This window comes from Roseibium aggregatum (genome assembly GCF_017309185.1).
Classification (GTDB): domain Bacteria; phylum Pseudomonadota; class Alphaproteobacteria; order Rhizobiales; family Stappiaceae; genus Roseibium; species Roseibium aggregatum_B.
In genome coordinates, this window is sequence record NZ_JAEKJZ010000005.1 from 133,107 (window position 1) to 155,387 (window position 22,281).

The window sequence follows — 22,281 nt, forward strand, 5'->3', positions numbered from 1 at the left end:
CCTATCGAAAAATCGGAACAGCTAAATTCTGAAAATATTATACCTCGACCGTGGATCGTATGCTCCGGCATTCACTGTTTGATTTGAAGTCCGCAGCTAAAAAAGAGGTCCCCTTCACGTGATCGATGAGGGCGCGAAGTTTCGGAGCCATGTTGCGCCGCGCGGGGAAATAGAGATGAAAGCCCGGAAACGGCGGCAGAAACGCCGATAAGAGGGGGATCAGCGCACCGCTTTCAAGGTGGGGCCTGAGGCTGCTTTCCGTCAGAAAGGTGATGCCGCCCCCGGCCAGAGCCATGCGCACCATGAGCCGCAGGTCATTGGTTGTCACCTGGGGCGCGACGGCGACATCGAAGTCCTCGCCGTCTTCTGAGAACTCCCAGCGATAGGGGGCAATGCCGGGCGCGGGACGCCAGCCGATGCACCGGTGATGCACCAGATCGCGCGGGTGGACCGGGGCGCCACGCCGGTCCAGATAGCTGGGCGCGGCGACCACCACCTCCCGTTCCTGCCCGCCAATGGCAACGGCGATCATGTCCTGTTTGATCACCTCTCCCAGGCGCACACCGGCGTCATAACCTTGGGCGACAATATCGAATTCTTCGTCCGTTACGGTAATGTCCAGGGTGATGCCCGGATAATCGGCGGCAAATTGCGCCAGCAGCGGACCGGATAGAAAAGGCTCGGCAATTGAGGTGGCGGCGATCCGCAGCACTCCGGACGGCGCGCTGTCACCGGCAACCGCTTCAAGCGCGGTCTCCACGTTTTGCAGTGGGGTCTGAATGCCGGCCAGCAGCCGTTCACCGGCTTCGGTCAGGCTGACACTGCGGGTTGTCCGGTTGCACAGGGCGACGCCGCATTGATCTTCCAGCTTTCGAATGCCCTGGCTTACCGCCGATCGGGTGACTCCCAATCGCTCGGAGGCGGCGCGAAAGTTTTCCTCCTCTGCCACGGCGAGGAAAATCTTGAGCAGGTTGAGATCCATCAATTGTAAAGCTCAGCTAACCAATTTGATCATGAATGAGGGAATACCGGCAACAGTTCTGTCTGTCTAGCTTGGCCCTGTCCTGACCGGTTCAGGTCAGTGATGCCAAGGGACGCGGGGCGCTCATGCGCTCACATCCCATGGGGAAACCAGGCATGAAACATGCGGAAGTGACCGATGACACGATTGAAAAACCTGACTGTGGGCCTGCTCGCCCTCTTCGTCTCAAGTCCCGCCCTGGCGGATACGCTCACCTGTGCCAGCTCCGGCGCGGATGCGCCTCTGGCCCTGCATAAACACTGGATCATGGAAGGCTGGGAGAAGCGTGCCGGCGACGCGGAGTTCGTCTTTGCCGACAAGATGGCCCGCTATTACGACATGGAAGACCCGGCGGGTGTTTTTTACGACAATTTTGCTCCCGGCGAGAGCCAGCTTTTCGACAATGGCGCGATCTATGGGGCAAATTGGGAAGGCTTGCAGGCCGGTGCCAGATCCGTTCTGCATGCTTTGACCGAAGGCCACAGCGAGCTTCTGGGGCAGCGCATTTCGTCAACGACATTGGGTTTTGTCGGCACGATTGATCGTCTTGACGGCAGCGTCATCCCCTTCAAGGGACGGTCGCAACTGGGCTGGGAGTGTGACGAGGGGGCCTGGAAGATCCGCCAGGAATTGAACTACGCCTGGATTGTCGAGGCAGACACCATCCAGCCCTATTACGACGCGCTTAAAAAAAACGATGAGTGACGCTGCGCCTCACCCCTATGTCGGCCTGTGGGTGACAGAGGATGGCCAAATCCGCCACGAGCTGCTGCCCAATGGCCGTTATGTCGAGGCCCGGGGCTTGCGGGAGCGCGCCTATGAAGGCCGCTACGAAGTGACCGGTTCACATATAGAGTATTGGGACGATACGGGCTTCACCGCCGATGGCGATTTCATCGACGGCGTGCTCCATCACGCAGGGATGGTGCTCTATCGCCAATAGGCTGGTGTCAGCAGTGTCTCCGCAACATGACAGCCTGGGAATGCTTGAAAGTCGCGGAGACATTTCTTCTTAATGCACCAGACTTGTTCATTCGAGGAAAAATCGTGAAGTTGCCTTAGCCGGGTTTCGGCGCGCTTGCCTTGATGGAGAGATCGTTCGGTATCACAGTTCAGTTCTTCTCTTGACCGCTTTCGTGGTGCTTCCGCGCACAAAAACGGAGGCACTGAAATCGGATCAGGAACTGTTACTCAATTGCATTCAGGATAGAAAAATGGCGCACCCGACAGGATTCGAACCTGTGACCTCTGCCTTCGGAGGGCAGCGCTCTATCCAGCTGAGCTACGGGTGCTCGTCGCGCGCGGGAAACCGCGCGGCGGATAGAGGGGTCTGATACTTCATCTGCCCGGCTTGGGCAACGGCTTTCTGAGATTTTGGACAAGATATCCAGCTGGGCCATCGGCGTCCGAACGGAAAAATGCACGCCGGGGTGATAGGGCGGCGCGCCTGCTGCGTATCTGTCCTGAACGACACCCAAGCCAGGGCCACGAGATGAAAGAAAAGAACGGCTGCCGCAACCTTGTTCTGGTCCTCGGGGATCAGTTGACGACCGGCATATCGAGCCTGAGAAGGGCCGATCCGGCGCGGGACCGGGTGCTGATGGTGGAGGTAACGGAGGAGGCGACCTATGTGCGTCATCACAAGAAGAAGATCGCCTTCCTGTTTTCCGCCATGCGCCATTTTGCCGAGGAGCTTCGGGACAAGGGATGGGCGGTCGACTATGTGAAGCTCGATGCCGCAGACAATACCGGCAGCTTCCAGGGAGAGGTCGCCCGGGCCTGCGCGCGGCTGGCCCCGAAAAGGCTCCTCGTCACCGAGCCGGGGGAGTGGCGCGTCCTGGAAGACATGCGCGGATGGCAACAGGCCCTGGGGCTTTCCGTGGAACTCCTGACCGACACCCGCTTTTTCTGTTCGCTGCCGGAGTTCCGCGCCTGGGCAGGCGTGCGGAAACAGCTGCGGATGGAGCATTTCTACCGGGAGATGCGCAAGAAGACCGGCCTGCTCATGGACGGCGGCAAGCCGGCCGGCGGCAAATGGAATTACGACGCGGACAATCGCAAGCCCGCCCGGCCGGATCTCTTCATGCCGGAGCCGAGGCGATTTGCGCCGGACAGGATCACGAAAGAGGTCCTGAAACTGGTCGAAGACCGGTTTCCGGATCATCCGGGTGCTCTGGGGCCCTTCTGGTTCGCGGTGACGCGCGCGGACGCGGAAGCCGCCCTCGGCCATTTTCTGGAAACCGCCCTGGCCGACTTCGGCACCTATCAGGACGCCATGCTGAGGGGGGAAAAATTTCTCTTCCACTCCGTTCTGTCGGTCTATCTGAATGCCGGCTTGCTCGATCCGATGGACCTTTGCCGCAAGGTGGAGACGGCGTACCGGGAGGGCCAGGTGCCGATCAACGCCGCGGAGGGCTACATCCGCCAGATCCTTGGTTGGCGGGAATACGTGCGCGGCGTCTACTGGCTGAAGATGCCGTCCTACGGCGACGGGAACGTCTTCCGGGCAAGCGCACCGCTGCCGGGCTTCTACTGGACCGGCAGGACGGGCATGCGCTGTCTTTCGGAGACGGTCGGACAGACCCTGGAGGAAGCCTACGCCCATCACATCCAGCGGCTGATGATCACGGGCAATTTCGCACTGCTTGCCGGCGTCGATCCCCGTGAGGTGCACGAATGGTATCTGGCGGTCTACGCGGATGCCTACGAGTGGGTCGAACTGCCCAACACGCTGGGCATGAGCCAGTTCGCCGACGGCGGGCTGCTGGCGTCGAAACCTTACATGTCCAGCGGCAACTATATCGACAGGATGTCGGATTACTGCGCGACCTGTGCTTATGACGTCCGGACGAAAACCGGAGAGGGAGCCTGTCCGTTCAACGCGCTCTACTGGCATTTTCTGGACCGCAACACGGATGTTCTGCAAGGCAATCCGCGCCTGGCGCAACCCTATGCGTCGTGGCGCAGAATGGAGGCTGGCCGGAAACAATCTTATCTTGAAACCGCGTCCGAATTTCTGAAGCGATTAAGATCGGGCGCCGAGGTTTAATAATGTTTCCGGAAAGGTCCCGGCTTCAAGCCGCGCAAGGCGCATTTTCGGCGGAAACAGGCAGGATAAACGCCGGATAAAAAAAACGCGCAGCTATAAAAAGCTGCGCGAAAAAAGTTACTGTGCACGTGGCCCCATCGACCACGGCCGCAACTCTACCGGCATCTTCGGCGATTGTCATTACCGTAAAATATTTTATTTTTTGATTCACCCTAATGCGACTGATCGTTATTCACACTCAATCGGACGTGAATGTACAAGACCTCGAAATGAAACCTGTTTGGCGGACCGGCGACGGAAAATCAGCCCTCAGGCAATCCCGCGGTAGAGGACGCCGGGGACAGTTCCGCGGATCCCTATGCCGCAGGATGCGGGGGAGTTTCCGGGGCATCCGGCGGGGGTATGCGCCTGCCGGAGACTGATGGGCTAGCGGCAGTTTTTCCCGAGCTTCGCCGTTTCTTTCGCGGATTGGCCGGACACCCGCACGCGCGTGATGCCCTTGTTGACGAAGCCGAGTTCGCTTGCCGCCTGGAGGGTCAGGTCGATGACGCGGCCGCCGGAGTACGGCCCCCTGTCGTTGATCCGTACCGTCACCGTTTTGCCGTTGGAGAGGTTTGTCACGTCGACAAGAGTGCCGAAGGGCAGTGTACGGTGCGCGGCGGTCAGCCCGGCCGGATCGGCCCGCTCGCCGCTCGCGGTGGTGCCCCTCAATTTGTACCAGGACGCCTTGCCGCACTGGTGAAAACTGCCGGCGGACGCGCCTTGCGGGATGATCAGCGCAAGCGCGGCTGCAGCGATTACGGCGGCGCTTCGCAAGCCGCAAGGTTTGATCGGTGAAAACATGACGGTTCCCTGCCGTGGGTTCGGCCCTCCTCACGGGAAAGGCGATAATCGAAACGCGGCCCAATATCACCCGGGAAGGGCGCGAATGCGTCAGCAGGATGATAAAATTGTGGCGGTCTGCCTCTGGGGAATTGTAAGGTCACGCCAGGCTTGGCAACAGGTAAGACGGAAAGTAGATCTAATTTTATATTTATTTTTATCCAGAAGATAAACAATTTGTTTACGATAAAAATCCTAAGACCTGTGGGTATAGTTTAACGAACCCAAATTCGACCTAAATTATGTTAGAGATTCATTCATAGAAAAGGCGCTTCAACGTTTTCAAAAAGGCGCCACGCAGACCCATTTCGAAAGGACATTCTGGTGCAAGTCAGCGCTCGGTTAACGGGTGACCGGCGGAGGAAATCCGGCCCCGGAGACGCAAATTCGCTTACCGGGTTTCACACCTCCCTTTTAGAGGTGCTGCCCCATGCGGCTGCCTATGTCGTGCGGGACGGCCGCATTCTGTTTAAAAACAAACGTTTGAACGCCGTGTGCGCCGAAGCGGGCGTCGAAACGGTGCCTCACAACCTCAAGAGTCTTTTGTCGTCAACAAGCTGGAACCGCTTCGAACCGGTGCTGTCCGCTGCCTTCGGCGGCGTTCCGGCGCAACTCAGTGCGCCGATTTCGCTGCGTTCGGGCGCCGTATTGTGTGAAAATCTGATTTGCACCTCCTTCGTTTCGCTGACCGGAGAGCATCAGGCGGTCCTCGTTCAGTTCGACGGCCCGGAAGCCGTGGAAAACGCCGCGTCGGCGAACAACCGAACTGCCGCCAACGAACTGCCGAATGACGCAACGGAAAGCGCCGGCCGTCTGCTTGAACATTTTCCGGACGACGTTCTGGTGTTCGAGCGCGGGCAAACGCTTGAGGACAGGGCAAGGACGCTGCGCGACGCTATTGGCGGGAACTGCCAAATCGGCATGCTGATCGAGACGCTTGACGCGATCGGAGAAGAGCTGCCGCAAACGCTCTACATTGCCGAGAACCACGGCTTTGAAGCGGCCGATCATCTGGGCGGGCGTCAAATGTGCGAAATCCGGCTGGTGTCCGTTCCGGGTGCTGACAGCGGTCAGAACGATGCTGCGGCCACCATGGCTATCTTGCGGCGGAATGTCGATTGCCCGCGCGAAGTCGCCGAAAACAAGCGGCTGGCCTACCAGGATCCCTTGACCGGACTGGAAAACCGGCGTGCGTTCACGAGATCGCTCAAGCGTGAAATGGATCGTCTCGCGACCGAGAAGGAAACCGGTCTGGCCGTTTTTTACATCGATCTGGACGAATTCAAGAAGGTCAACGATCTCGGCGGGCACGACGCGGGCGACGACATGCTGCTGCGTGTGGCCACCTGCCTGCGCCTGTGTGTCGGGGCGTTCGGAACCGCTGCCCGGATCGGGGGCGACGAATTCGCCGGCATGGTGCCGGTGGCCAGCGAAGGCATGGCGCTGGATGTCGCGGAACAGATCCTCGATGCGCTCGGCCGTATCCGGCTCGAGGTGGCCGACCGCGTTTTCACCATCAGCGCCTCTATCGGGATCGCCTATATAGACACCTGTCTGCCGCTTTCGGACTTCGATGCCTCCGCGATACTGGTGCTTGCCGACCGTGCGTGCCTTCGCGGAAAGCGGGTGGGGGGCCGGTCGGTTCATCTCCACACCGTTCAGTCCAAGGATTGCAGCCCTTCGTGCGGGGTTCCGGCGGAAGTGCAGGACCCGGGACATTTCAGGGGCAACGAACTTTCATTGCACGTCGCACCGATCGTCGATCTGAAGAAAGGCAGTGTCTGCGGTTCCGATGTGCTGCTGCGCCTGCAGGCGGACCGGCCGGAGGGCCAGACTTCGCACGGCTGGATTTCCGCGGCGCGGCGGAGCGGGCTGATCGCGCAGGTCGACAGTTGGACCCTGGAGAGGGTCCTGGACACTGCGGAAGACTGCGGGGCTCGCACCTTCCTGAGCGTGAGCGTTTCGGCGGAATCGGCCCGCGCGCCCGAGATCCGGGACGGGCTGTTCAATCGTTTGTCCGCCAACCCCTTGCTGGCCTCCCGGTTGTGCCTGGAGATCGGCGAAAGGGACTATCTGCGCGAACCGGCGACGGTTGAATCCTTTTTCCGGTTCGTCAGCGATCTCGGTTGCCAGACGGCGATCGACGACTTTGCCGGTCACTGGCCGGTTCTGTGCCGGCTCACCGGCATGCGGGTCGAATGGCTCAAGCTGGAGGCCGGCCTGACCCAGCAGGTGGTGGAAGAACCGGCGAAGGCGGCCATCCTGGGCGGACTTGTCCGGGCCGCGAACGAACTCGGCATCAAGGTCATCGCCAAACATGTGGAGACGGCCGAAGAGGCGGCAACCCTGCGGGATCTGAATGTGGAAGCTGCTCTCGGCTGCTATTTCGGAGCCCCGGAACCCTGGCTGTGGGAACGGTAGCGTATCCGCGTTCCCACTATTGTCCCAGAAAGCGGGCTGCAAGGCTGCGGGCATGCGAGAACGCGGCCTCCGCGCCGGCGGTGGCGCGTTCCCGGGCACTCCCGTCGAGCTCGGCCGTATCGAGACAGGCGGTGAAGCGCCGCCACTGCGCGGCCCGACCGTCGGGAGACGCCGCGAGGTGGCGTGCGCCATGGCTGTCCGAAAGACCGAGCTTCAGGGCCGCCTTGTAGAGAAAGGCGGCGCCGAGGTTGGAGCCTTCCAGGACGTAGAGCCATCCGAGCCCTTCGGCCATATCCGGCGGGACGGACGCGGTTTCCGCAGCCGGAACGCCGGGCATGAGGACACCCAGATCGGCCATGTCCGCCATGATCGCCGGCAGGCGCGCCAGTGTGGCGAGCGGTGGAATGAGCGCCTGCAGCGCGGCGTCCTCGTACAGGCCACAGGCATCCCGGTGGAGCACATATTGCATGCACAAGAAGCGGCGGTATCTCTGAAGGCTGGCGAATGGCCGCGCCGCCATGATCTCATTGTCCAGTAGGTCGTGCGTGTGGCTTGTGGCCGCCTTCAGAAGTTTGCTGAGGGGGGCATCCGAGATCCGTGGGGGCTCTGTGTGCGTCATGCCTGATCCTGTGGCTGGAGAGAACGGGAGGGTTTGTTATTCCTCGCGGAAAGCGCGCTGAACCTGGTCGGTGAGCGGCTTGAAAAGATAGGACAGCGCGGTGCGCTTGCGGGTCTGGATAAAGGTTTCGGCCGGCATGCCCGGCACGAGAACCAGACCGTTCAGGCGTTTGCGTTCCGCCTCGGGAAGGAAAACCCGGACCAGATAGAAGGCGGTGCCGGTTTGGGGATCCTCGCTCAGGTCCGCCGCGATCCGTTCGACCCGGCCGTTGAGCTCCGGCGTGGTGCGCTGGCTGAATGCGCTGAGACGAACCAGTGCGCTCTGGCCGACAAAGAGCTGGTCGACATCCTCCGGCATGACCCTCACATCCAGTGACAGGCTGTCGTTTTCCGGAACGACAAGCATGATCCTGTCCGCGGGAGACACAACGCCGCCTACCGTATGAACGGCGAGCTGATGCACGGTGCCGGATTGCGGCGCGCGAATGTCGATGCGCCGCAGTTCCTCTTCCGCCGCATGTTTCCGCTCGACCAGTTCGCCGATCTCCATCTGGACCTCGCTGAGGCTCCGGCCGACTTCGGTCTTGAAATCCTGCTCGATCTGCAGGATCTGGAGTTCAGCCTCGGCGATGCGGCCCGCGGCCTGAGCTGCGGCTGCCGTGGCTTCGCCGCGGTCGCCCTCGAAGGAGGCGGCTTCCCGCTCAAGGGCGCTCAGCCTCTGAACGGATACGAGCTTCTGGGTATAAAGGGGTTTGAGCGAGGCGATCTCGTCTTCGAGTACGTCAAGCGCGCGCGTGTATGCGCTGCGCTGAGTCGAATATCCGTCGATCTCGTGCCGGTATTGTGCGATCCGCTCTCGGAGCTGCGCTTTCTTGCTGTCTCTGAGATTCCGGCGGAAGGCAAACAGAAAATTCTCGCTCCGCACGGCCTCTCTGACATCCGCGTCTCTTTCAGAGAGCGCAAGCAGCCTTTTTGAAAAAGCGATCCGCTTCATGTCGTCCCGCTCGGCCCGCAGTCTTTCAAGGCGCGACGTCAATTCGTTATGGCGCTTGGTGACAATGGCAAGATTGGTGCGGGCTTCCGTGTCGTCCAGCGTCAGAAGGATCTCCCCGGCTTCGACCTTCTGCCCTTCCTTGACAAAAAGACTGCCGACAACGCCCCCGGTCGGGTGCTGGACCGCCTTGACGTAAGTTTCCACGACGAACGTGCCTGGGGCGACCACCGCACCGGCCAGCGTGGTCGCGGCTGCCCAGCCGACAACGCTTATTCCAAGCGCGAGGCTCATGATGCCGCACAGGAGAATGTGCCTGGAAAGCGAGCGTTTCAACGCGGTCTTTCTACTCATTTTCTTTTCCCTGTTCGGTCATCGGGGCGGTTTGGATGTCCCCCTGAACGGAACCGTTTGCCACGACACGCAGGGGATTGATCATCTGCGCTCCGGGAGACGTCGCGGCGGGAACGGGTTTTTTCAACACTTGCGCAAGCACCTGTTCCTTGGGCCCGTAGGACTTGGCGCGACCGTTCTCAAGCAGGAGGATCTGATCCACGGCAGCCATTGCACTGGGCCGGTGTGCGATCACCACCGCGATGCCGTTCCGGTCTTTCTGATGCTGGATCGCTTCAAGCAGTCCTGCCTCGCCGCCGGCGTCCAGGTTCGCGTTGGGTTCGTCCAGCACCAGCAGAAACGGATCGCCGTACAGCGCACGCGCCAGACCGATCCTCTGCTTCTGGCCGCCGGAAAGCCCGGCGCCGTCTATCCCGATTACGGTTTGATATCCTTGGGGAAGCGCAGTGATGAAGTCATGCGCGCGCGCCGCCTTCGCGGCGTCGACAATGGACGCATCGGACGCATCATGCTGAAAACGTGCGATATTTTGGGCAATCGTTCCTTCAAAAAGTTCGGCGCTCTGTGGCAGATAGCCGACATGCCTGCCGAGATAGGCCGGATCCCACTGGTCCAGAGTAGCGCCATCAATGCGGATCTCACCTCGCACCGTTTGCCATATACCGGCAATCGCTCGTGCAAGTGTGGTTTTGCCGCAGCCGGACGGACCGATGACGCCGAGTGCAGACCCCGCCTCCAGGAGAAATGAAATGTTTGCAAGGCCGGGGGCCTGGCCTCCGGGGGGCACGACGACGATGTCGCTCACCTGAAGGGACCGGGCGGGCGGCGGCAGTTTCAACACGCGTTCCTGTGTGCCGAAGTCCCGGACGATGGTCTTCAGGCGTTGCCATCCCTGCCGGGCGGTGACGAAATGCTTCCATTGGCTTATGGCTGTATCGACCGGCGCCATGGCGCGACCCATCATGATGGACGCTGCAATCATGACACCGGCCGAGGCCTCCTGCTGGATCACGAGCCAGGCACCGACAGCCAGAATCGCCGACTGCAGGGCCTGTCGAAGCGAGCGGGAAGCACCGTTCATGGCGGAGCCGAAATCGGCGCTCTTGCGATTTGCGTTCAGATAGGCGTCGTTGCTGTCCTGCCATCTAACGTGAATGGAGTGTTCCATGCCCATGGCCCGGATGCTTTCCGCGTTCCGCCGGGCGGATTCCGACAGAGCTGCGCGCTCGACGCCTTTCTGCGTCGCGGTTCTTGCGGGTCCCCGCACGGCAATATCCGAAGCAAGGGTGATCGCGAACATCAAAACGGCGCCGGCAAGGGCGGTCACTCCGAGCCAGAAGTGAAGCAGAAAGCAGACGGCCAGGTAGAAGGGGACCCAGGGCAGATCGAAAAAGGCGCCGGGCCCGGGCCCGGCGAGAAACGCCCGGACGCAATCCAAGTCGCGCATCGGCTGCTGCCCGTCGCCGGGAAGACGGGTGCGCAAGGGTGCTCGTGCAATCGCGGACAGAACCTCGCTGGAAAACCGGGCATCGAACCCTTCGCCAAGCCGCAGGAGCAGGCGCGCGCGCAGTGCGTCCATAATGGCCTGAAAGGAGTAAAGCACGCCGGCCAGAACGCAGAGCGCCACAAGTGTCTGAATGCTACCGCTGGCCAGAACACGATCATAGACCTGCAACATGAACAGAGGACCGTTCAAAGCGAGCAGGTTCAACAAGGAACTGGCAAAAATCAGCGCGAGGATCGCCCGCTTGACCGGTATGGACAGGAGTACTGTCCCGGCATCGCGCCGGGACAGCAATTCCTTATGGCCTTTAGCCACCGTCAGTTCATCCTCTTGTCAGGCAAACAGGAAGTCTGACGCGTCGAGATCGGTGTAGTCCGTGCCGACAAGGACGATGCTATCCGAACCAAAGGCGACCTGAGCGGCGTAACCGAGGTCGGTGATCCCGAGGCTGGCGAAGCTCGTCACGCCCCAGGCCGACACATCGAGCAGGTCGGTGCCGTCCAGATAGCCGGATGTAGATCCGTCGGGACTTGCGACAACGGTATCGTTTCCGCCGGAGAACACGAAGGTGTCAGCACCCCCGAAGCCGGTCAGGACATCGGAAGCTGCTGTGTCATTGATAACGGTACCGACTTCCGCGAGATAGTCGAAAAGGTAGCTCGTTGAACCGAGCACGGTCAGGCCGTAGATGGCATAGTCGAGTGCATCCAGCGCTCCGGAAGTGTCGAAGGACGCATCGTTGGTGATCACCAGTTCCGAGGAGACCGAAATCCCACCGCTGGTCGACTCGCTGTAGCCCGTGCCCAGCGTGATCGTATCGACGTCGCCCGTGAGATTGCCCTGGCTCGCGTATTGCATCTCACCGTCCATGACGATGCCGTTGCTGCCGCTGGTTCCGGCACCCCACTGATCGTATGTGGCGGTATCGTCCGGCACAGTTACGATTCCGTCGGTTGCGTTCCAGAACGAGCCATAGTTATTTGTGAATCCGTTCTGCCAGCTGTACAGGTAGGAAACTAAATTCGATGAAGAGCTGGTCAGGTCAATCGTGGCAGCCATGGTGTACTCCCTTGAGTTTTGCTGCGGTTACCCGGTTCGCCGGGCAATGACACCCCGGCCGGACTGCACTCCGGCCGGGGTGTTTCGGGACAGGTTCGCCCCGAAACGGTGATTTGGCTCGATGAGATGAATTGCCTGACGCCCGAAGCTGTCCTGCGCACGGTCGCCTCAAAGGGGCGGTTGCCAGATGTGTGAGGAGGGTATTTGGGGTGATGTAAAATCCAGGGTTGTGTTGCTGGTGTGCCATGACCTGTCCTGGACTTGCGCAGTGCCGCATTGAGATATCCGCCTCTCTTGTCTGGTTAAAACCTGATTTTCAAAGAAGCCTGCATCGTGCGTCCCGGCGCCACATAGGCGCTGTTGATCGGCAGATAGTTGATATCGGTTACGTTGTTGACGGACATGCGCAGGACAGCGTTGTCGGTCACCTTGAAGGAGCCGTACAGGTCGAGCGTCGTGTAGGGGTCGCCGTTTTCGACGACATTTCCTTCGGTATCGAGCTGGGGGTCGCTCGATGGCGTTGCATGGTTCATGCGCGCTCCGAGGGAGAGCCGCTGATCGAACAGGCGCACGCCCGCGTCCAGCACCAGCTTCTGCTTCGGCGGGACTGTTGAGTTCCAGAATATGGATTCGCCGGTGGTCGAAAGCGTTCCGTTGCTGAAGGTCTGGGTTTTCTGGGGCCAGTCGATTTCGAGAAGGCTGAAGGAACCGCCGAACCAGAAGTAGCCGGCATCGTAGTTGCCCTCCAGTTCGACCCCCTTCATGTTGGCGGTGCCGTCGAGATTGACGAAACTGTAGAAATCCATGCGTGAGGGAACGTGGGTGACAAGGTCGCCGACCACGATGTAGTCGTCGACTTCGCGGTAGAAGCCGCTCACCTTGAGCCGAAGGCGGTCGTTATCGGTAAAGATCTGGTCGGCGACCAGGTTTGCACCGATCTCGTAGGTCCTGGCCTTTTCCGGACGCAGGTCCGTATTCGGCGCCAGGTTTGTGCCGATAATGTCTCCCGGTGAAACCGACCCGGAGGCAAAGGCCTCTGACAAGGTCGGCGGCCGGAAACTCTGGGAATAGCTGGCATAGGGCTTGAACCAGTCGACAGGGGCAAACTCGATCGTCGCGGAAGGCAGCCATGCCGCGTCAGTGCGATCGATTTCCTCCGTTTCGGAAAGGTAGTCATTGGGGGCGTAGGTGACGCTGGTGCCTGCGATGTACCATGCGTTGTTGAAGACCTCGCCCAAAGCGGTGCTGCCGATCAGTCCGGCGATGAACGGATCGAACCCCAGGTAGTTGATGAAATAGTCGACCTGGGAAATAACGGCGCCGGCTGTCGTCGTGGTCGTGCCCAACTGGTAGAAGTAGGTTGGATTTCCCTTGAGGCGGGACCAGTCGTAGCGCAATCCTCCCGACAGGGTCACCCAGTCGGCCGGTTCCAGGGTCCCGTTCATGAAACCGCTCGCGATGTCGCGGCGACCGGGAGGCGTCCACGAGCCGTAGCTGTTCGCGAAGAGCGGATTGTCGTCGATGGCGGAGCTGGAGGCACTCTTGTCCGCGACATCGCGAAACGCTTCGATACCGTAGTTCAGGCTCAGGTCGCCCAGAGCGGTGGAAAGCTCGGATGTGTTTTCCAGAATGACACCGAAACTGGTGAATGCCTTGCCGATGTCGGTTTCGGCGGCGACGAGGGTGGTTCCGGCGTATCGCGCGTCCCGCGTCTCGTCAATCTGCGAAAGCTGGGCCCAGAACTTTGCTGAAAGATCGATCATGGGCGTGTCCGGTATCCAGTCCACATCGGCGATGATCGTGTCGCTACCGGCGTCGAAGGAGCTGCCGTCTGCGCCTTCGCCGACGGCATAAGCAAAGTCGTTGTGCTGGTGCAGCCACGCGAGCGAGGCGGTAACCGTTTCGAACTCCGCTTCTATCTTGGCAAGCGCGCTCCAGTTGCGCCGGTAGGTCAGGTCGAAACGTCCTTCCGCATCCCCGAACTCACCGGGTTCGTATTCGCTGAGTTCTTTGCTGCTGGCGCCCAGAGTCACAGAAATGGCGTCGCCGAGCCGCACGGCACCGACAAACGCGCTGCTGTAGTCGTAGCCGTTCGTGCCCGCCGCGCCGGTTGCACTCACGCCCCACCTCTCGCCGGGTGCTATGACGTCGTCCGCGCGGACGAGGCGAAAATCGACGGTGCCGCCCAACGAACCGGCGTTGTTGGCAGAGGCATTTGTTTTCTTGGTAATATCGACGGCGCGAACAAAGGCGGTGTCGACAAACGCCATGCTCATGCCGCCGATATCGGCCCCGCCGTAGCGTCCGCCGTCCTGGGAGTTCAGGCGGGCGCCGTCGATCGAGACGATGACGCGCCCCTCGTCCTGAAGGCCACGGATATTGGGCGAGACGGTCGGGAAACTGCCGACCGTGGATCCCGCATACACACCGGACGCCGAATTGAAGAGTTCGTTGGTGTCGCGAACCGCCAGGTTCTCTATCGCTTCGCCCGAAATGACACTCACGCTGTCGGGCACTTCATAAACCCAGTCCGGCGTGCCCTGATAACCGCTTCCCTCTTCGTCTGTGACGACAACGACGTCGAGCACATCTCCTTCGGCACCGGTTGCCGGCGCCGCCGACGATCGAGCCGAGGCGATGATCACCGCGCCGCTTTCCGACAGCCACCAGTAGAGGCCGGTACCGGAAAGCATCTGCGTGAGCGCCGAATAGGGATCCATTGTTCCGGCGACCGGGTTGGTCCGCACACCGGCGGCGCTCGACGCGGCCAACGAAACCTGCAGACCCGATTGCCTGCCAAAGGCCGCAACGGCCCCGGCAAGGGGCTGACCCGGAATGTTGAAACTGCGCACCTCGCCCTGTGCCTGCTGGGCGAATGCCGTGCCGGTCAGGACCGTCGAGGCCGCGGCGCCAAGAACAATCGACGCAATCGACGTTGCGCATAGGAAGCCGTTGCATACCCGTCCGGCTTTTTTTCTCTTCCGGCTGCTGCCGGCTTTTCCGTTACTCGCCATACCCTTACTCGTCTTTACTGTCGGCGATCCGGCCGGAGGCATCGGATCTCAGACTGTTAGACGTGTGGCGAAGGCAAATTTTTCAGGGTGGATCAGAAAAATATGAAATAAATGTTCATATTTTAAAATCAGCGGGTCAGAACGTGGACATAGCCGGTTATTTCATGGGATTGCCCACCGAAAGGCGCGACGAGCGTGCGCAAGGCGCGTTCCGGATCCGACAGGTCGTAGACCCCCGTGACCCTCATGGAGGCAAGTTCCCTGTCTGGAATGGTGACCCAGCCGCTCTGGTAGCGGCCGAGCTGTTCGGCGACCGAGGCAACGCTCTGGTTTGAAACGACAAGCCGGTGTTCCCGCCATGCCGCGATCCCGGCGGGATCGACATCGAGGGTTTGAGCCGTGCCATCGGCGTTTTGAAGGTTCAGCGCCTGTCCCGGTTTGAGGGTAAACCGTTGCGACAGGTCGTTGGACGCATGCGCCTGGACCGAGCCGTTCAACAAGGCGACACTCGTGGTTTCCCGGCCCCGCCTGACGTTGAACTCCGTCCCCAGTACGACAACGTTCAGATCGGCGGCGGTTACGATAAACGGCCTGTCCGGCATGTGCGCGACGTCGAAAAAGGCCTCGCCCGACAAGAGCACGACACGGCGAGGGTTCCCCTCCATCTCCGTCCTGATGGCGCTGGCTCCGGCAAGGGTGACCGTGCTGCCGTCCTCGAGCCGAACCGTTCGGATCTCCCCCGCTCCGGTGTAATGATCTGCCTGAAGCCGAAGCAGCCAGACGGGCGCAAGGAGCAGGAGGAGACAGGCTGCCACCGCGAGACAGGCCGCGGCAGTCTTGCGGGCGGGAAGGATCCGGCGCACGGCGGGCTGCGCACCTGCAGGCCGGCTCTGTCCGTGGGAGGAAATGCGGGTATCGGTCTTTCCGGCAGCAAGCGGATCCAGGCCCTTCCAGGCCTTGAGTGTCCGGTTCCACGCCCTTTCATGGGCAGGATCCAGTCCAAGCCACGTCTGAAAGCTTTCGGCAAGCTCGCGGTCGTCAGGATTTTCTTTCAACCTGAACAACCAATCCGCGGCCTCTTCCGGTACCGTGCCCGGAGCTTCCGGCTCTGACTGTCGATCCAAACTCTTCACCCGCGCCTCTCCCAGCGATCCGTGATCTGTGCGGTCTCGTCTGTTCCTGCTCGTATTGGGACGAATAGCAGCACGGTTTTTTTCAGCGCAACCGCAAATTAATTGTCGTCGTCCATGAGGCCGGCAAGCGCGGCCATCGTCTTGCGAAGAAGCCTGTGTACGCTGGACACGGAAATTCCGAGTTGTTCGGCGATCTGCTCCATCGTGAACCCACCGAAGCGATACATCTCCAGTGCGGTCCGGGTTTCTTGCGAACAGGTGTCAAGATAGTCCGACAGCCGCTTGAGTTCGTCTTCGAGAAGGAGATTTTTTTCCGGCGTGGTGACGTCTTGCGGGCGCGTCCAATGCGGCAGGTCGTCGGAATGCAGTCTTGTTTCCAGTTTCTTGCGCCGGGTCCAGTCGACCGCGAGATTGTAGGCGATCTTGAACAAATAGGCACGGGAAGATCCTTTTATGGGGGTCTTGCTCGGCTGGAAGCGTAAAAATGCCTCCTGAACGATGTCTTCCGCGTCTTCCCGCGAACCGATGATCGGAGTGACGTAATTGACCAGCGCCAGCCGGTAGCTCAGATAGCTCGCCAAGCGGCTCTCACCGTCCTTTGATCCCATTGCTCCTCACCTGTGTCCGGCACGAAGAGGCCGGTGATTGTGCTTGTGCACGGAAGCTGGGGGAGCACGTCTATTCATCGGGAGGCAAGCTTACCGGTCTCGAGCGGTTAGATGTCCGGAACGATTGAACAGCCGTGCGGGCCTAGGCTATCTTTTGGTTGAAAACCTTCGTAATAATACCTAACAAAAAAACTCATATTTTTGCAAGAGACTTCTTCACGCCGGCATTTCCATGGAGCCGCAAACAAAAAAGGCGGCGTTTCCGCCGCTTCAGACCGCAGACAAACTTCACCGCGTCATTCCGGACAGTGTGCCGCGAAGCGGCATCACGTGAGCCGGAATCCAGAAATCAGTGCGAGTGTCAGCGAGCGCCAATTCTAATAGCTACTTGAATTAACTTAGCTATTGAGCACCTTTGGTGCGAAATACGTCTGGATTCCGGATCAGCGTTCGGCTGACGCCTCACTTGTCCGGAATGACGACACGATGGTTTGTCAGCAAACTGAAGCAGCGTTTCCGCCGCTTTTCGTCCCGGCATCACGAACCGCGATCAGATATCCAGATTGGCCACGGCGAGCGCGTTGTCCTGAATGAACTCGCGGCGCGGATCGACCTCGTCGCCCATCAGCTTGGTGAAGATGTCGTCGGCGTCGTCGGCCTCCCTGACCTTCACCTGCAACAGCGAACGGACGTTCGGGTCGAGCGTGGTTTCCCAGAGCTGTTCCGGGTTCATCTCGCCAAGGCCTTTGTAGCGCTGCAGCGAGATGCCTTTCTGGCCGAACGAGAAGACCTGCTGGAGCAGCGCGCGCGGGCCGCGGATTTCCGTCGACGTGTCTTTCCGGCGCAACACCGCGGCCTTGCCGTAGACCTCTTTCAGATGGTCCGCATGGGCCGCCAGCCGGCGCGCGTCCGCGGAACCGAGCAGGGCCACGTCGATCGTGGCCGCTTCCTTGACGCCGCGCACGGTGCGCTCGAAGACGAGGTTGCCGTCTTCCCTTGCCTCGCCGGTCCAGCCGCGCTCGAATTCGTCGGCCAGAATGTCCATGCGCCGGGCGATATAGGCCGCGGCCTCTTCGGCCTTGGACCGGTCGTGAAGGACTTCCTCGTTGAGCGCGCCGGCGATGGCCGCCTGCTCGACCACGTCCCGGTTATAGCGGGAATGAAGGCCGTCGAAGATCTCCGAAATCTTGCGCGCCGTCTCGACGGCGGCCAGAAGGTCCTGGCCCGTGCGAACCTCGCCGCCGGCAAGGGTGAGCGACGCGTCGTCCAGCCCCTGCGCGATCAGGTAGTCCTCAAGCGCGCGCTGGTCCTTCAGATACTGCTCGGACTGGCCGCGCTTGACCTTATAAAGCGGTGGCTGGGCGATATAGATGTAGCCGTTCTCGATCAGCTCGGGCATCTGCCGGAAGAAGAAGGTCAGAAGCAGCGTGCGGATGTGGGCGCCGTCCACGTCCGCGTCGGTCATGATGATGATCTTGTGGTAGCGCAGCTTCTCGACGTTGAATTCCTCCTTGCCGATCCCAGTGCCGAGCGCGGTGATCAGCGTGCCGATTTCGTTGGAGGACAGCATCTTGTCGAAGCGCGCACGCTCCACGTTGAGGATCTTGCCGCGCAACGGCAGAACGGCCTGGTTTTCGCGGTGCCGGCCCTGCTTGGCCGAGCCGCCTGCGGAATCGCCCTCCACCAGGAAGAGTTCGGCCTTGGAGGCATCGCGCTCCTGACAATCGGCCAGCTTGCCGGGTAGGGAGGCGACGTCGAGGGCGCCCTTGCGCCGTGTCAGTTCGCGCGCCTTGCGGGCGGCCTCGCGGGCGGAGGCGGCTTCCACGACCTTGGAGACGATCGATTTCGCCGGCGCCGGGTTCTCCTCCAGCCAGTCGTTCAGCGTCTGCGAGATCAGGTTCTCGACGACAGGCCGGACCTCCGAGGACACCAGCTTGTCCTTGGTCTGGGAGGAGAATTTGGGATCGGGCACCTTGACGGAGAGAACGCAGGTCAGGCCTTCGCGGCAATCGTCACCGGACAGCGAGACCTTTTCCTTCTTCATCAGGCCCGTGGATTCGGCGTAGCCCGTGATCTGCCGCGTCAGCGCCGCGCGGAAACCGGCCAGGTGCGTGCCGCCGTCGCGCTGGGGGATGTTGTTGGTGAAGCACAGCACGTTCTCATGGTAGCTGTCGTTCCACCACATGGCGGCTTCCACCGTGATGCCGTCCTTCTCGGCGCTCATGGTGACCGGGTTCTCGATGAGCGGATGCTTGGCGCGGTCCAGGTAACGCACGAAGGCTTCCAGGCCACCCTCGTAAAACAGCTCCTCGACAACGTCCTCAACACCGCGCTTGTCGGTCAGGATGATGCGAACCCCGGAATTGAGAAACGCCAGCTCGCGTAGGCGGTGTTCCAGGGTGGAAAGGTCGAATTCGGTCTTGGTGAAGGTCTCGGGCGAGGGGAGGAAGGTGACTTCGGTTCCCTTCTTGCCGTCCGCGGGGCCGACTTCCTTGAGAGGTCCCTGGGCTTCACCATGGGCGAAGGTCATGAAATGCTCTTGACCGTTGCGCCAGATGCGCAGATCGAGCCTGGTGGAAAGCGCGTTGACGACGGAGACGCCGACGCCGTGCAGACCGCCGGAGACCTTGTAGGAGTTCTGATCGAATTTTCCGCCGGCATGCAGCTGGGTCATGATGACTTCGGCCGCGGAGACGCCTTCCTCCGGATGGAGGTCCGTCGGAATGCCCCGGCCGTTGTCCGACACCGTAACGGAGCCGTCGGCGTTCAGGGTAACCGTGACATGGTCCGCGTGACCCGCAAGCGCCTCGTCGATGGCGTTGTCGACCACCTCGTAGACCATGTGGTGAAGTCCGGAGCCGTCGTCGGTATCGCCGATATACATGCCGGGCCGTTTGCGCACCGCATCGAGGCCCTTCAGCACCTTGATGGAGTCTGCGCCGTAGTCGGCGCCGTTATCGGTTTCCGGAGCCGGTACGGGCCCGGACGAGGACGTGTCGCTCATGCGAATCAATCACCAATCGTTTTGACTTCTTTCCCCCGTTATAAGGGGTTCCCCGAGGGGTTCAACCACACACGCGCCGCTGCAAAGCCAGCGAAGCGATAATGGTGGAAAACCATAAGATTCCGGCGGATTTAAGGGGCGTCCGGGCCCCTGACGAGCCGGCCGGTGCGATCGCTGATCTCAAATAGCTCCGCCGTCGGCGGCAAGGCCTCGAAAAGGGCGGTGTCGGTGCCGGTCATGAACACCTGTCCGCCCAGGGACACCAGCTTCGAAAACAGCGCCGCGCGCCGGTTCGGATCGAGGTGCGCGGCGATCTCGTCGAGCAGCAGCACAGGCGTCATACCGGAAACTTTCGCGGTCAGTTCCGCATGCGCCAGGACAAGACCGATCAGGAGTGCCTTCTGTTCGCCGGTCGACGACTGCGCGGCAGGCATGGCCTTGGCTGCGTGCAGAACCTTCAGGTCGCTCAGGTGGGGCCCGTTCAAGGTCCGTCCGGCGGCGCGGTCCCGGGCGCGGCCATCGGCCAGCATCCGGATGTAGCGGTCCTCGCGTTCCGATGCGCTCATGCCGGCCATCTCGCTCTCGAAAGCGCCTTCCAGGGCGACCGCGGCATGGGGAAAAGGCTGATCTTCGGCGGCCTGGCCCTCGATCAGCCGACCGAGCAGGTCGACCGTCTCCGTCCTGGCGAGGGACACCGCCGTACCGAGTTCGGCGACCTGCTGTTCCAGAGCGCTCAGATAGGCATCGGAGCCACCCTGGTCGAGCAGCCGGTTGCGCTGGCGCAGCGCGGTTTCGAAATCGCCGACCCGGCGCCCGTGAGCCGGGTCGATCGCCAGCGTCAGCCGGTCGAGAAAGCGCCGCCGGTCGGAGCCGGGACCGGTAAAAAGGCCGTCCATGGCCGGCACCAGCCAGAGCATTCGGACATAGTCGAGCAGGCTCTCGGAGCCGCGCACGTCCTCCCCGTCGATCCGCACCTTGCGGCCGGAGGTGCCTGTGGCCAGTCCGGTGCCGATTTTCGTTTCCAGGCCGTCCAGAAGAAGCGTCGCGGCGACGCTCCAGCCGCCGTCGCCGTCCTTCCGGGCGATGTCGGCCAGCGCCGCCCGGCGCAGTCCGCGTCCGGCGGTCAGAAAGGAAACGGCTTCGAGGATGTTGGTCTTGCCCGCGCCGTTCGGACCGACAAAGGCGGTCATCGTGGACGACAGCGGCAAAGTCAAGGTGGCGTAATTGCGGAAGTCGGTCAGGGACAGGCGGGTCAGCTGCGCCGTCCGGAACTCTGTCATGACCTAACTTCCGTCTTTCAGAATGACCGGCAGGCGTGTCAGACCCGCATCGGCATCAGGACAAACAGGCAATCATCGACCGTGTTGTCCTGGATCAGGGTCGGAGAGCCCGAATCCGCCAGACGGAACAGGGCCGTGTCGCTGCCGAGCTGATTGGCGATGTCGAGCAGGTAACGGGAATTGAAGCCGATCTCCAGCGGTTCCGCGTCATACTCGACGGCCAGTTCTTCGGTGGCGCTGCCCGAATCCGGGTTGTTCACCGTCAGCACCATACGGCCTTCGGTCAGCGAGAGCTTGACCGCCCGGCCACGCTCGGAAGAAATGGTCGAAACGCGGTCGACGGCTTCCTTGAACTCATCCCGGTCGACCCGCATCTCCTTGTCGTTGCCCTGCGGAATCACCCGGCCGTAGTCCGGGAAGGTGCCGTCGATGAGCTTGGAGGTCAGGACGATGCTGCCGGTGGTCACCCGGATCTTGGTGTCGGACAGTTCGATCTGAACGTTGGCTTCGGGGTCTTCCAGAAGCTTCTGGATTTCGCCGACGGTCTTTCGCGGCACGATGATACCGGGCATGCCGGTCGCGCCGGAAGGCGCCGGAACCTCGGCCTGCGCGAGCCGGTGGCCGTCGGTGGCCACGGCGCGGAACTGCTGGCCGTTGGGAGCATCCACCGTGTGCAGGTAGATGCCGTTGAGGTAATAGCGGGTTTCCTCGGTCGAAATCGCGAATTGCGTCGTGTCGATCAGTTTCCGGATGTCGGACGCCATCAGAGCGAAACCGTGGCTGAAATCGCTGGCGGTCAGGTCGGGGAAGTCCGTTTCCGGAAGCATCTGCAACGTGAACCGCGAGCGTCCCGCCCGGATTTCCAGGGTGGCGTTGTCGCCGGTTGTCTCCAGGACCACCTGCGAGCCTTCCGGCAGTTTGCGCACGATGTCATAGAACATGTGGGCGGGAACCGTCGTGGCGCCCGGCAGCTCGATCATGGCCGGCACGGTCTCGACGATCTCGAGATCCAGGTCGGTGGCCTTAAGGTTCAAGGATCCGCCGTCGGAGCGCAAGAGAACGTTGGACAGGATGGGAATGGTATTCCGGCGCTCGACCACCCGGTGAACATGGGTCAAGGACTTGAGGAGGTCGGTCCGCTCGAGGGTCGCTTTCATACACTCGTTCCGTACTCATGAAGGGCCGGGCGGACTTGCCCGGCGAACTGAATGATCCCGCTCTTGGGCGCGGGGGGAAGACACTGCCCTTAACCGGCCCTAAAAGCAAGGGGGCGTCCGCTGGGAACGCCCCCGAAATTGGTTGAATATCGTGGATTTCAGCCCATAGGCTGTTCGCCCGGCGGT

Annotated in this window: 15 protein-coding genes, 1 tRNA gene and 1 pseudogene; 4 read left to right on the plus strand and 13 right to left on the minus strand. The window is 61.2% G+C overall.

Annotation, left to right across the window (positions count from 1 at the left end):
- Positions 1-37: 37 nt before the first annotated feature.
- Positions 38-982: a LysR family transcriptional regulator gene (locus tag JF539_RS20470; RefSeq protein WP_207142864.1), complete on the minus strand. Its 945-nt coding sequence runs from the start codon at positions 980-982 to the stop codon at positions 38-40.
- A gap of 177 nt (positions 983-1,159) precedes the next feature.
- Here JF539_RS20470 and JF539_RS20475 point away from each other — a divergent pair, with 177 nt between their 5' ends.
- Together JF539_RS20475 and JF539_RS20480 are read left to right on the plus strand one after the other, a co-directional pair.
- On the plus strand, positions 1,160-1,726 hold the full coding sequence (locus JF539_RS20475) for a hypothetical protein (protein ID WP_207142599.1): 567 nt from the start codon (positions 1,160-1,162) through the stop codon (positions 1,724-1,726).
- 4 nt (positions 1,727-1,730) lie between these two features.
- A pseudogene (locus tag JF539_RS20480) lies at positions 1,731-1,964 on the plus strand (Atu4866 domain-containing protein); the annotation flags it as partial.
- A 272-nt stretch (positions 1,965-2,236) separates the two neighbouring features.
- Here JF539_RS20480 and JF539_RS20485 read toward each other — a convergent pair.
- A tRNA-Arg gene (locus tag JF539_RS20485) sits at positions 2,237-2,313 on the minus strand.
- Between the two features lie 200 nt (positions 2,314-2,513).
- On the opposite strand from JF539_RS20485, the gene JF539_RS20490 reads away from it, so the two are divergent.
- Complete coding sequence (locus JF539_RS20490; RefSeq protein ID WP_207142601.1) at positions 2,514-4,070, plus strand: cryptochrome/photolyase family protein; 1,557 nt, start codon at positions 2,514-2,516, stop codon at positions 4,068-4,070.
- Between the two features lie 426 nt (positions 4,071-4,496).
- Here the strand turns inward: JF539_RS20490 and JF539_RS20495 are convergent, their stop codons facing one another.
- Positions 4,497-4,913, minus strand: coding sequence for a septal ring lytic transglycosylase RlpA family protein (locus JF539_RS20495; RefSeq protein ID WP_207142602.1), 417 nt, complete (start codon positions 4,911-4,913; stop codon positions 4,497-4,499).
- A gap of 531 nt (positions 4,914-5,444) precedes the next feature.
- Between JF539_RS20495 and JF539_RS20500 the strand changes: the two genes are divergently transcribed.
- Positions 5,445-7,373 carry an EAL domain-containing protein gene (locus JF539_RS20500; RefSeq protein WP_328809286.1) on the plus strand — a complete coding sequence of 643 codons (1,929 nt, stop codon included), beginning with the start codon at positions 5,445-5,447 and terminating at the stop codon, positions 7,371-7,373.
- A gap of 16 nt (positions 7,374-7,389) precedes the next feature.
- On the opposite strand, the gene JF539_RS20505 is transcribed toward JF539_RS20500, so the two are convergent.
- From JF539_RS20505 to dnaN, 10 genes are all read right to left on the minus strand, one after another.
- Complete coding sequence (locus JF539_RS20505) at positions 7,390-7,992, minus strand: biliverdin-producing heme oxygenase (protein ID WP_207142604.1); 603 nt, start codon at positions 7,990-7,992, stop codon at positions 7,390-7,392.
- Positions 7,993-8,028: 36 nt separating this feature from the next.
- Positions 8,029-9,336 carry an HlyD family type I secretion periplasmic adaptor subunit gene (locus JF539_RS20510; protein ID WP_207142605.1) on the minus strand — a complete coding sequence of 436 codons (1,308 nt, stop codon included), beginning with the start codon at positions 9,334-9,336 and terminating at the stop codon, positions 8,029-8,031.
- Positions 9,329-11,155, minus strand: coding sequence for a type I secretion system permease/ATPase (locus tag JF539_RS20515; RefSeq protein ID WP_328809279.1), 1,827 nt, complete (start codon positions 11,153-11,155; stop codon positions 9,329-9,331). Before JF539_RS20515 ends, JF539_RS20510 begins: the two co-directional genes overlap by 8 nt.
- An 18-nt stretch (positions 11,156-11,173) precedes the next feature.
- Entirely contained in the window at positions 11,174-11,899 is a 726-nt protein-coding gene (locus JF539_RS20520) for a hypothetical protein (RefSeq protein ID WP_207142606.1), read from the minus strand.
- 302 nt (positions 11,900-12,201) lie between these two features.
- Positions 12,202-14,913, minus strand: coding sequence for a TonB-dependent receptor (locus JF539_RS20525; RefSeq protein ID WP_207142607.1), 2,712 nt, complete (start codon positions 14,911-14,913; stop codon positions 12,202-12,204).
- Between the two features lie 128 nt (positions 14,914-15,041).
- On the minus strand, positions 15,042-16,046 hold the full coding sequence (locus tag JF539_RS20530; protein ID WP_207142608.1) for a FecR family protein: 1,005 nt from the start codon (positions 16,044-16,046) through the stop codon (positions 15,042-15,044).
- Between the two features lie 98 nt (positions 16,047-16,144).
- A complete protein-coding gene (locus JF539_RS20535) occupies positions 16,145-16,654 on the minus strand; it encodes an RNA polymerase sigma factor (RefSeq protein ID WP_207142609.1) in 510 nt (169 codons plus the stop codon).
- Between the two features lie 550 nt (positions 16,655-17,204).
- Positions 17,205-19,658 (minus strand): DNA topoisomerase (ATP-hydrolyzing) subunit B, encoded by a 2,454-nt coding sequence (gene gyrB / locus JF539_RS20540; protein ID WP_207142610.1) that lies wholly within the window; start codon positions 19,656-19,658, stop codon positions 17,205-17,207.
- A gap of 131 nt (positions 19,659-19,789) precedes the next feature.
- Positions 19,790-20,938, minus strand: a complete 1,149-nt coding sequence (recF, locus tag JF539_RS20545; RefSeq protein WP_207142611.1) for a DNA replication/repair protein RecF — start codon at positions 20,936-20,938, stop codon at positions 19,790-19,792.
- A 38-nt stretch (positions 20,939-20,976) separates the two neighbouring features.
- Positions 20,977-22,095 carry a DNA polymerase III subunit beta gene (dnaN, locus tag JF539_RS20550; protein WP_207142612.1) on the minus strand — a complete coding sequence of 373 codons (1,119 nt, stop codon included), beginning with the start codon at positions 22,093-22,095 and terminating at the stop codon, positions 20,977-20,979.
- Between the last annotated feature and the right edge of the window lie 186 nt (positions 22,096-22,281).

Excerpts from the sequence above, each read along its gene's own strand:
- JF539_RS20470 (WP_207142864.1), bottom strand. The coding sequence starts at position 982 with ATGGATCTCAACCTGCTCAAGATTTTCCTCGCCGTGGCAGAGGAGGAA.
- JF539_RS20475 (WP_207142599.1), top strand. The coding sequence starts at position 1,160 with ATGACACGATTGAAAAACCTGACTGTGGGCCTGCTCGCCCTCTTCGTC.
- JF539_RS20490 (WP_207142601.1), top strand. The coding sequence starts at position 2,514 with ATGAAAGAAAAGAACGGCTGCCGCAACCTTGTTCTGGTCCTCGGGGAT.
- JF539_RS20495 (WP_207142602.1), bottom strand. The coding sequence starts at position 4,913 with ATGTTTTCACCGATCAAACCTTGCGGCTTGCGAAGCGCCGCCGTAATC.
- JF539_RS20505 (WP_207142604.1), bottom strand. The coding sequence starts at position 7,992 with ATGACGCACACAGAGCCCCCACGGATCTCGGATGCCCCCCTCAGCAAA.
- JF539_RS20510 (WP_207142605.1), bottom strand. The coding sequence starts at position 9,336 with ATGAGTAGAAAGACCGCGTTGAAACGCTCGCTTTCCAGGCACATTCTC.
- JF539_RS20520 (WP_207142606.1), bottom strand. The coding sequence starts at position 11,899 with ATGGCTGCCACGATTGACCTGACCAGCTCTTCATCGAATTTAGTTTCC.
- JF539_RS20525 (WP_207142607.1), bottom strand. The coding sequence starts at position 14,913 with ATGGCGAGTAACGGAAAAGCCGGCAGCAGCCGGAAGAGAAAAAAAGCC.
- JF539_RS20535 (WP_207142609.1), bottom strand. The coding sequence starts at position 16,654 with ATGGGATCAAAGGACGGTGAGAGCCGCTTGGCGAGCTATCTGAGCTAC.
- gyrB (WP_207142610.1), bottom strand. The coding sequence starts at position 19,658 with ATGAGCGACACGTCCTCGTCCGGGCCCGTACCGGCTCCGGAAACCGAT.
- recF (WP_207142611.1), bottom strand. The coding sequence starts at position 20,938 with ATGACAGAGTTCCGGACGGCGCAGCTGACCCGCCTGTCCCTGACCGAC.
- dnaN (WP_207142612.1), bottom strand. The coding sequence starts at position 22,095 with ATGAAAGCGACCCTCGAGCGGACCGACCTCCTCAAGTCCTTGACCCAT.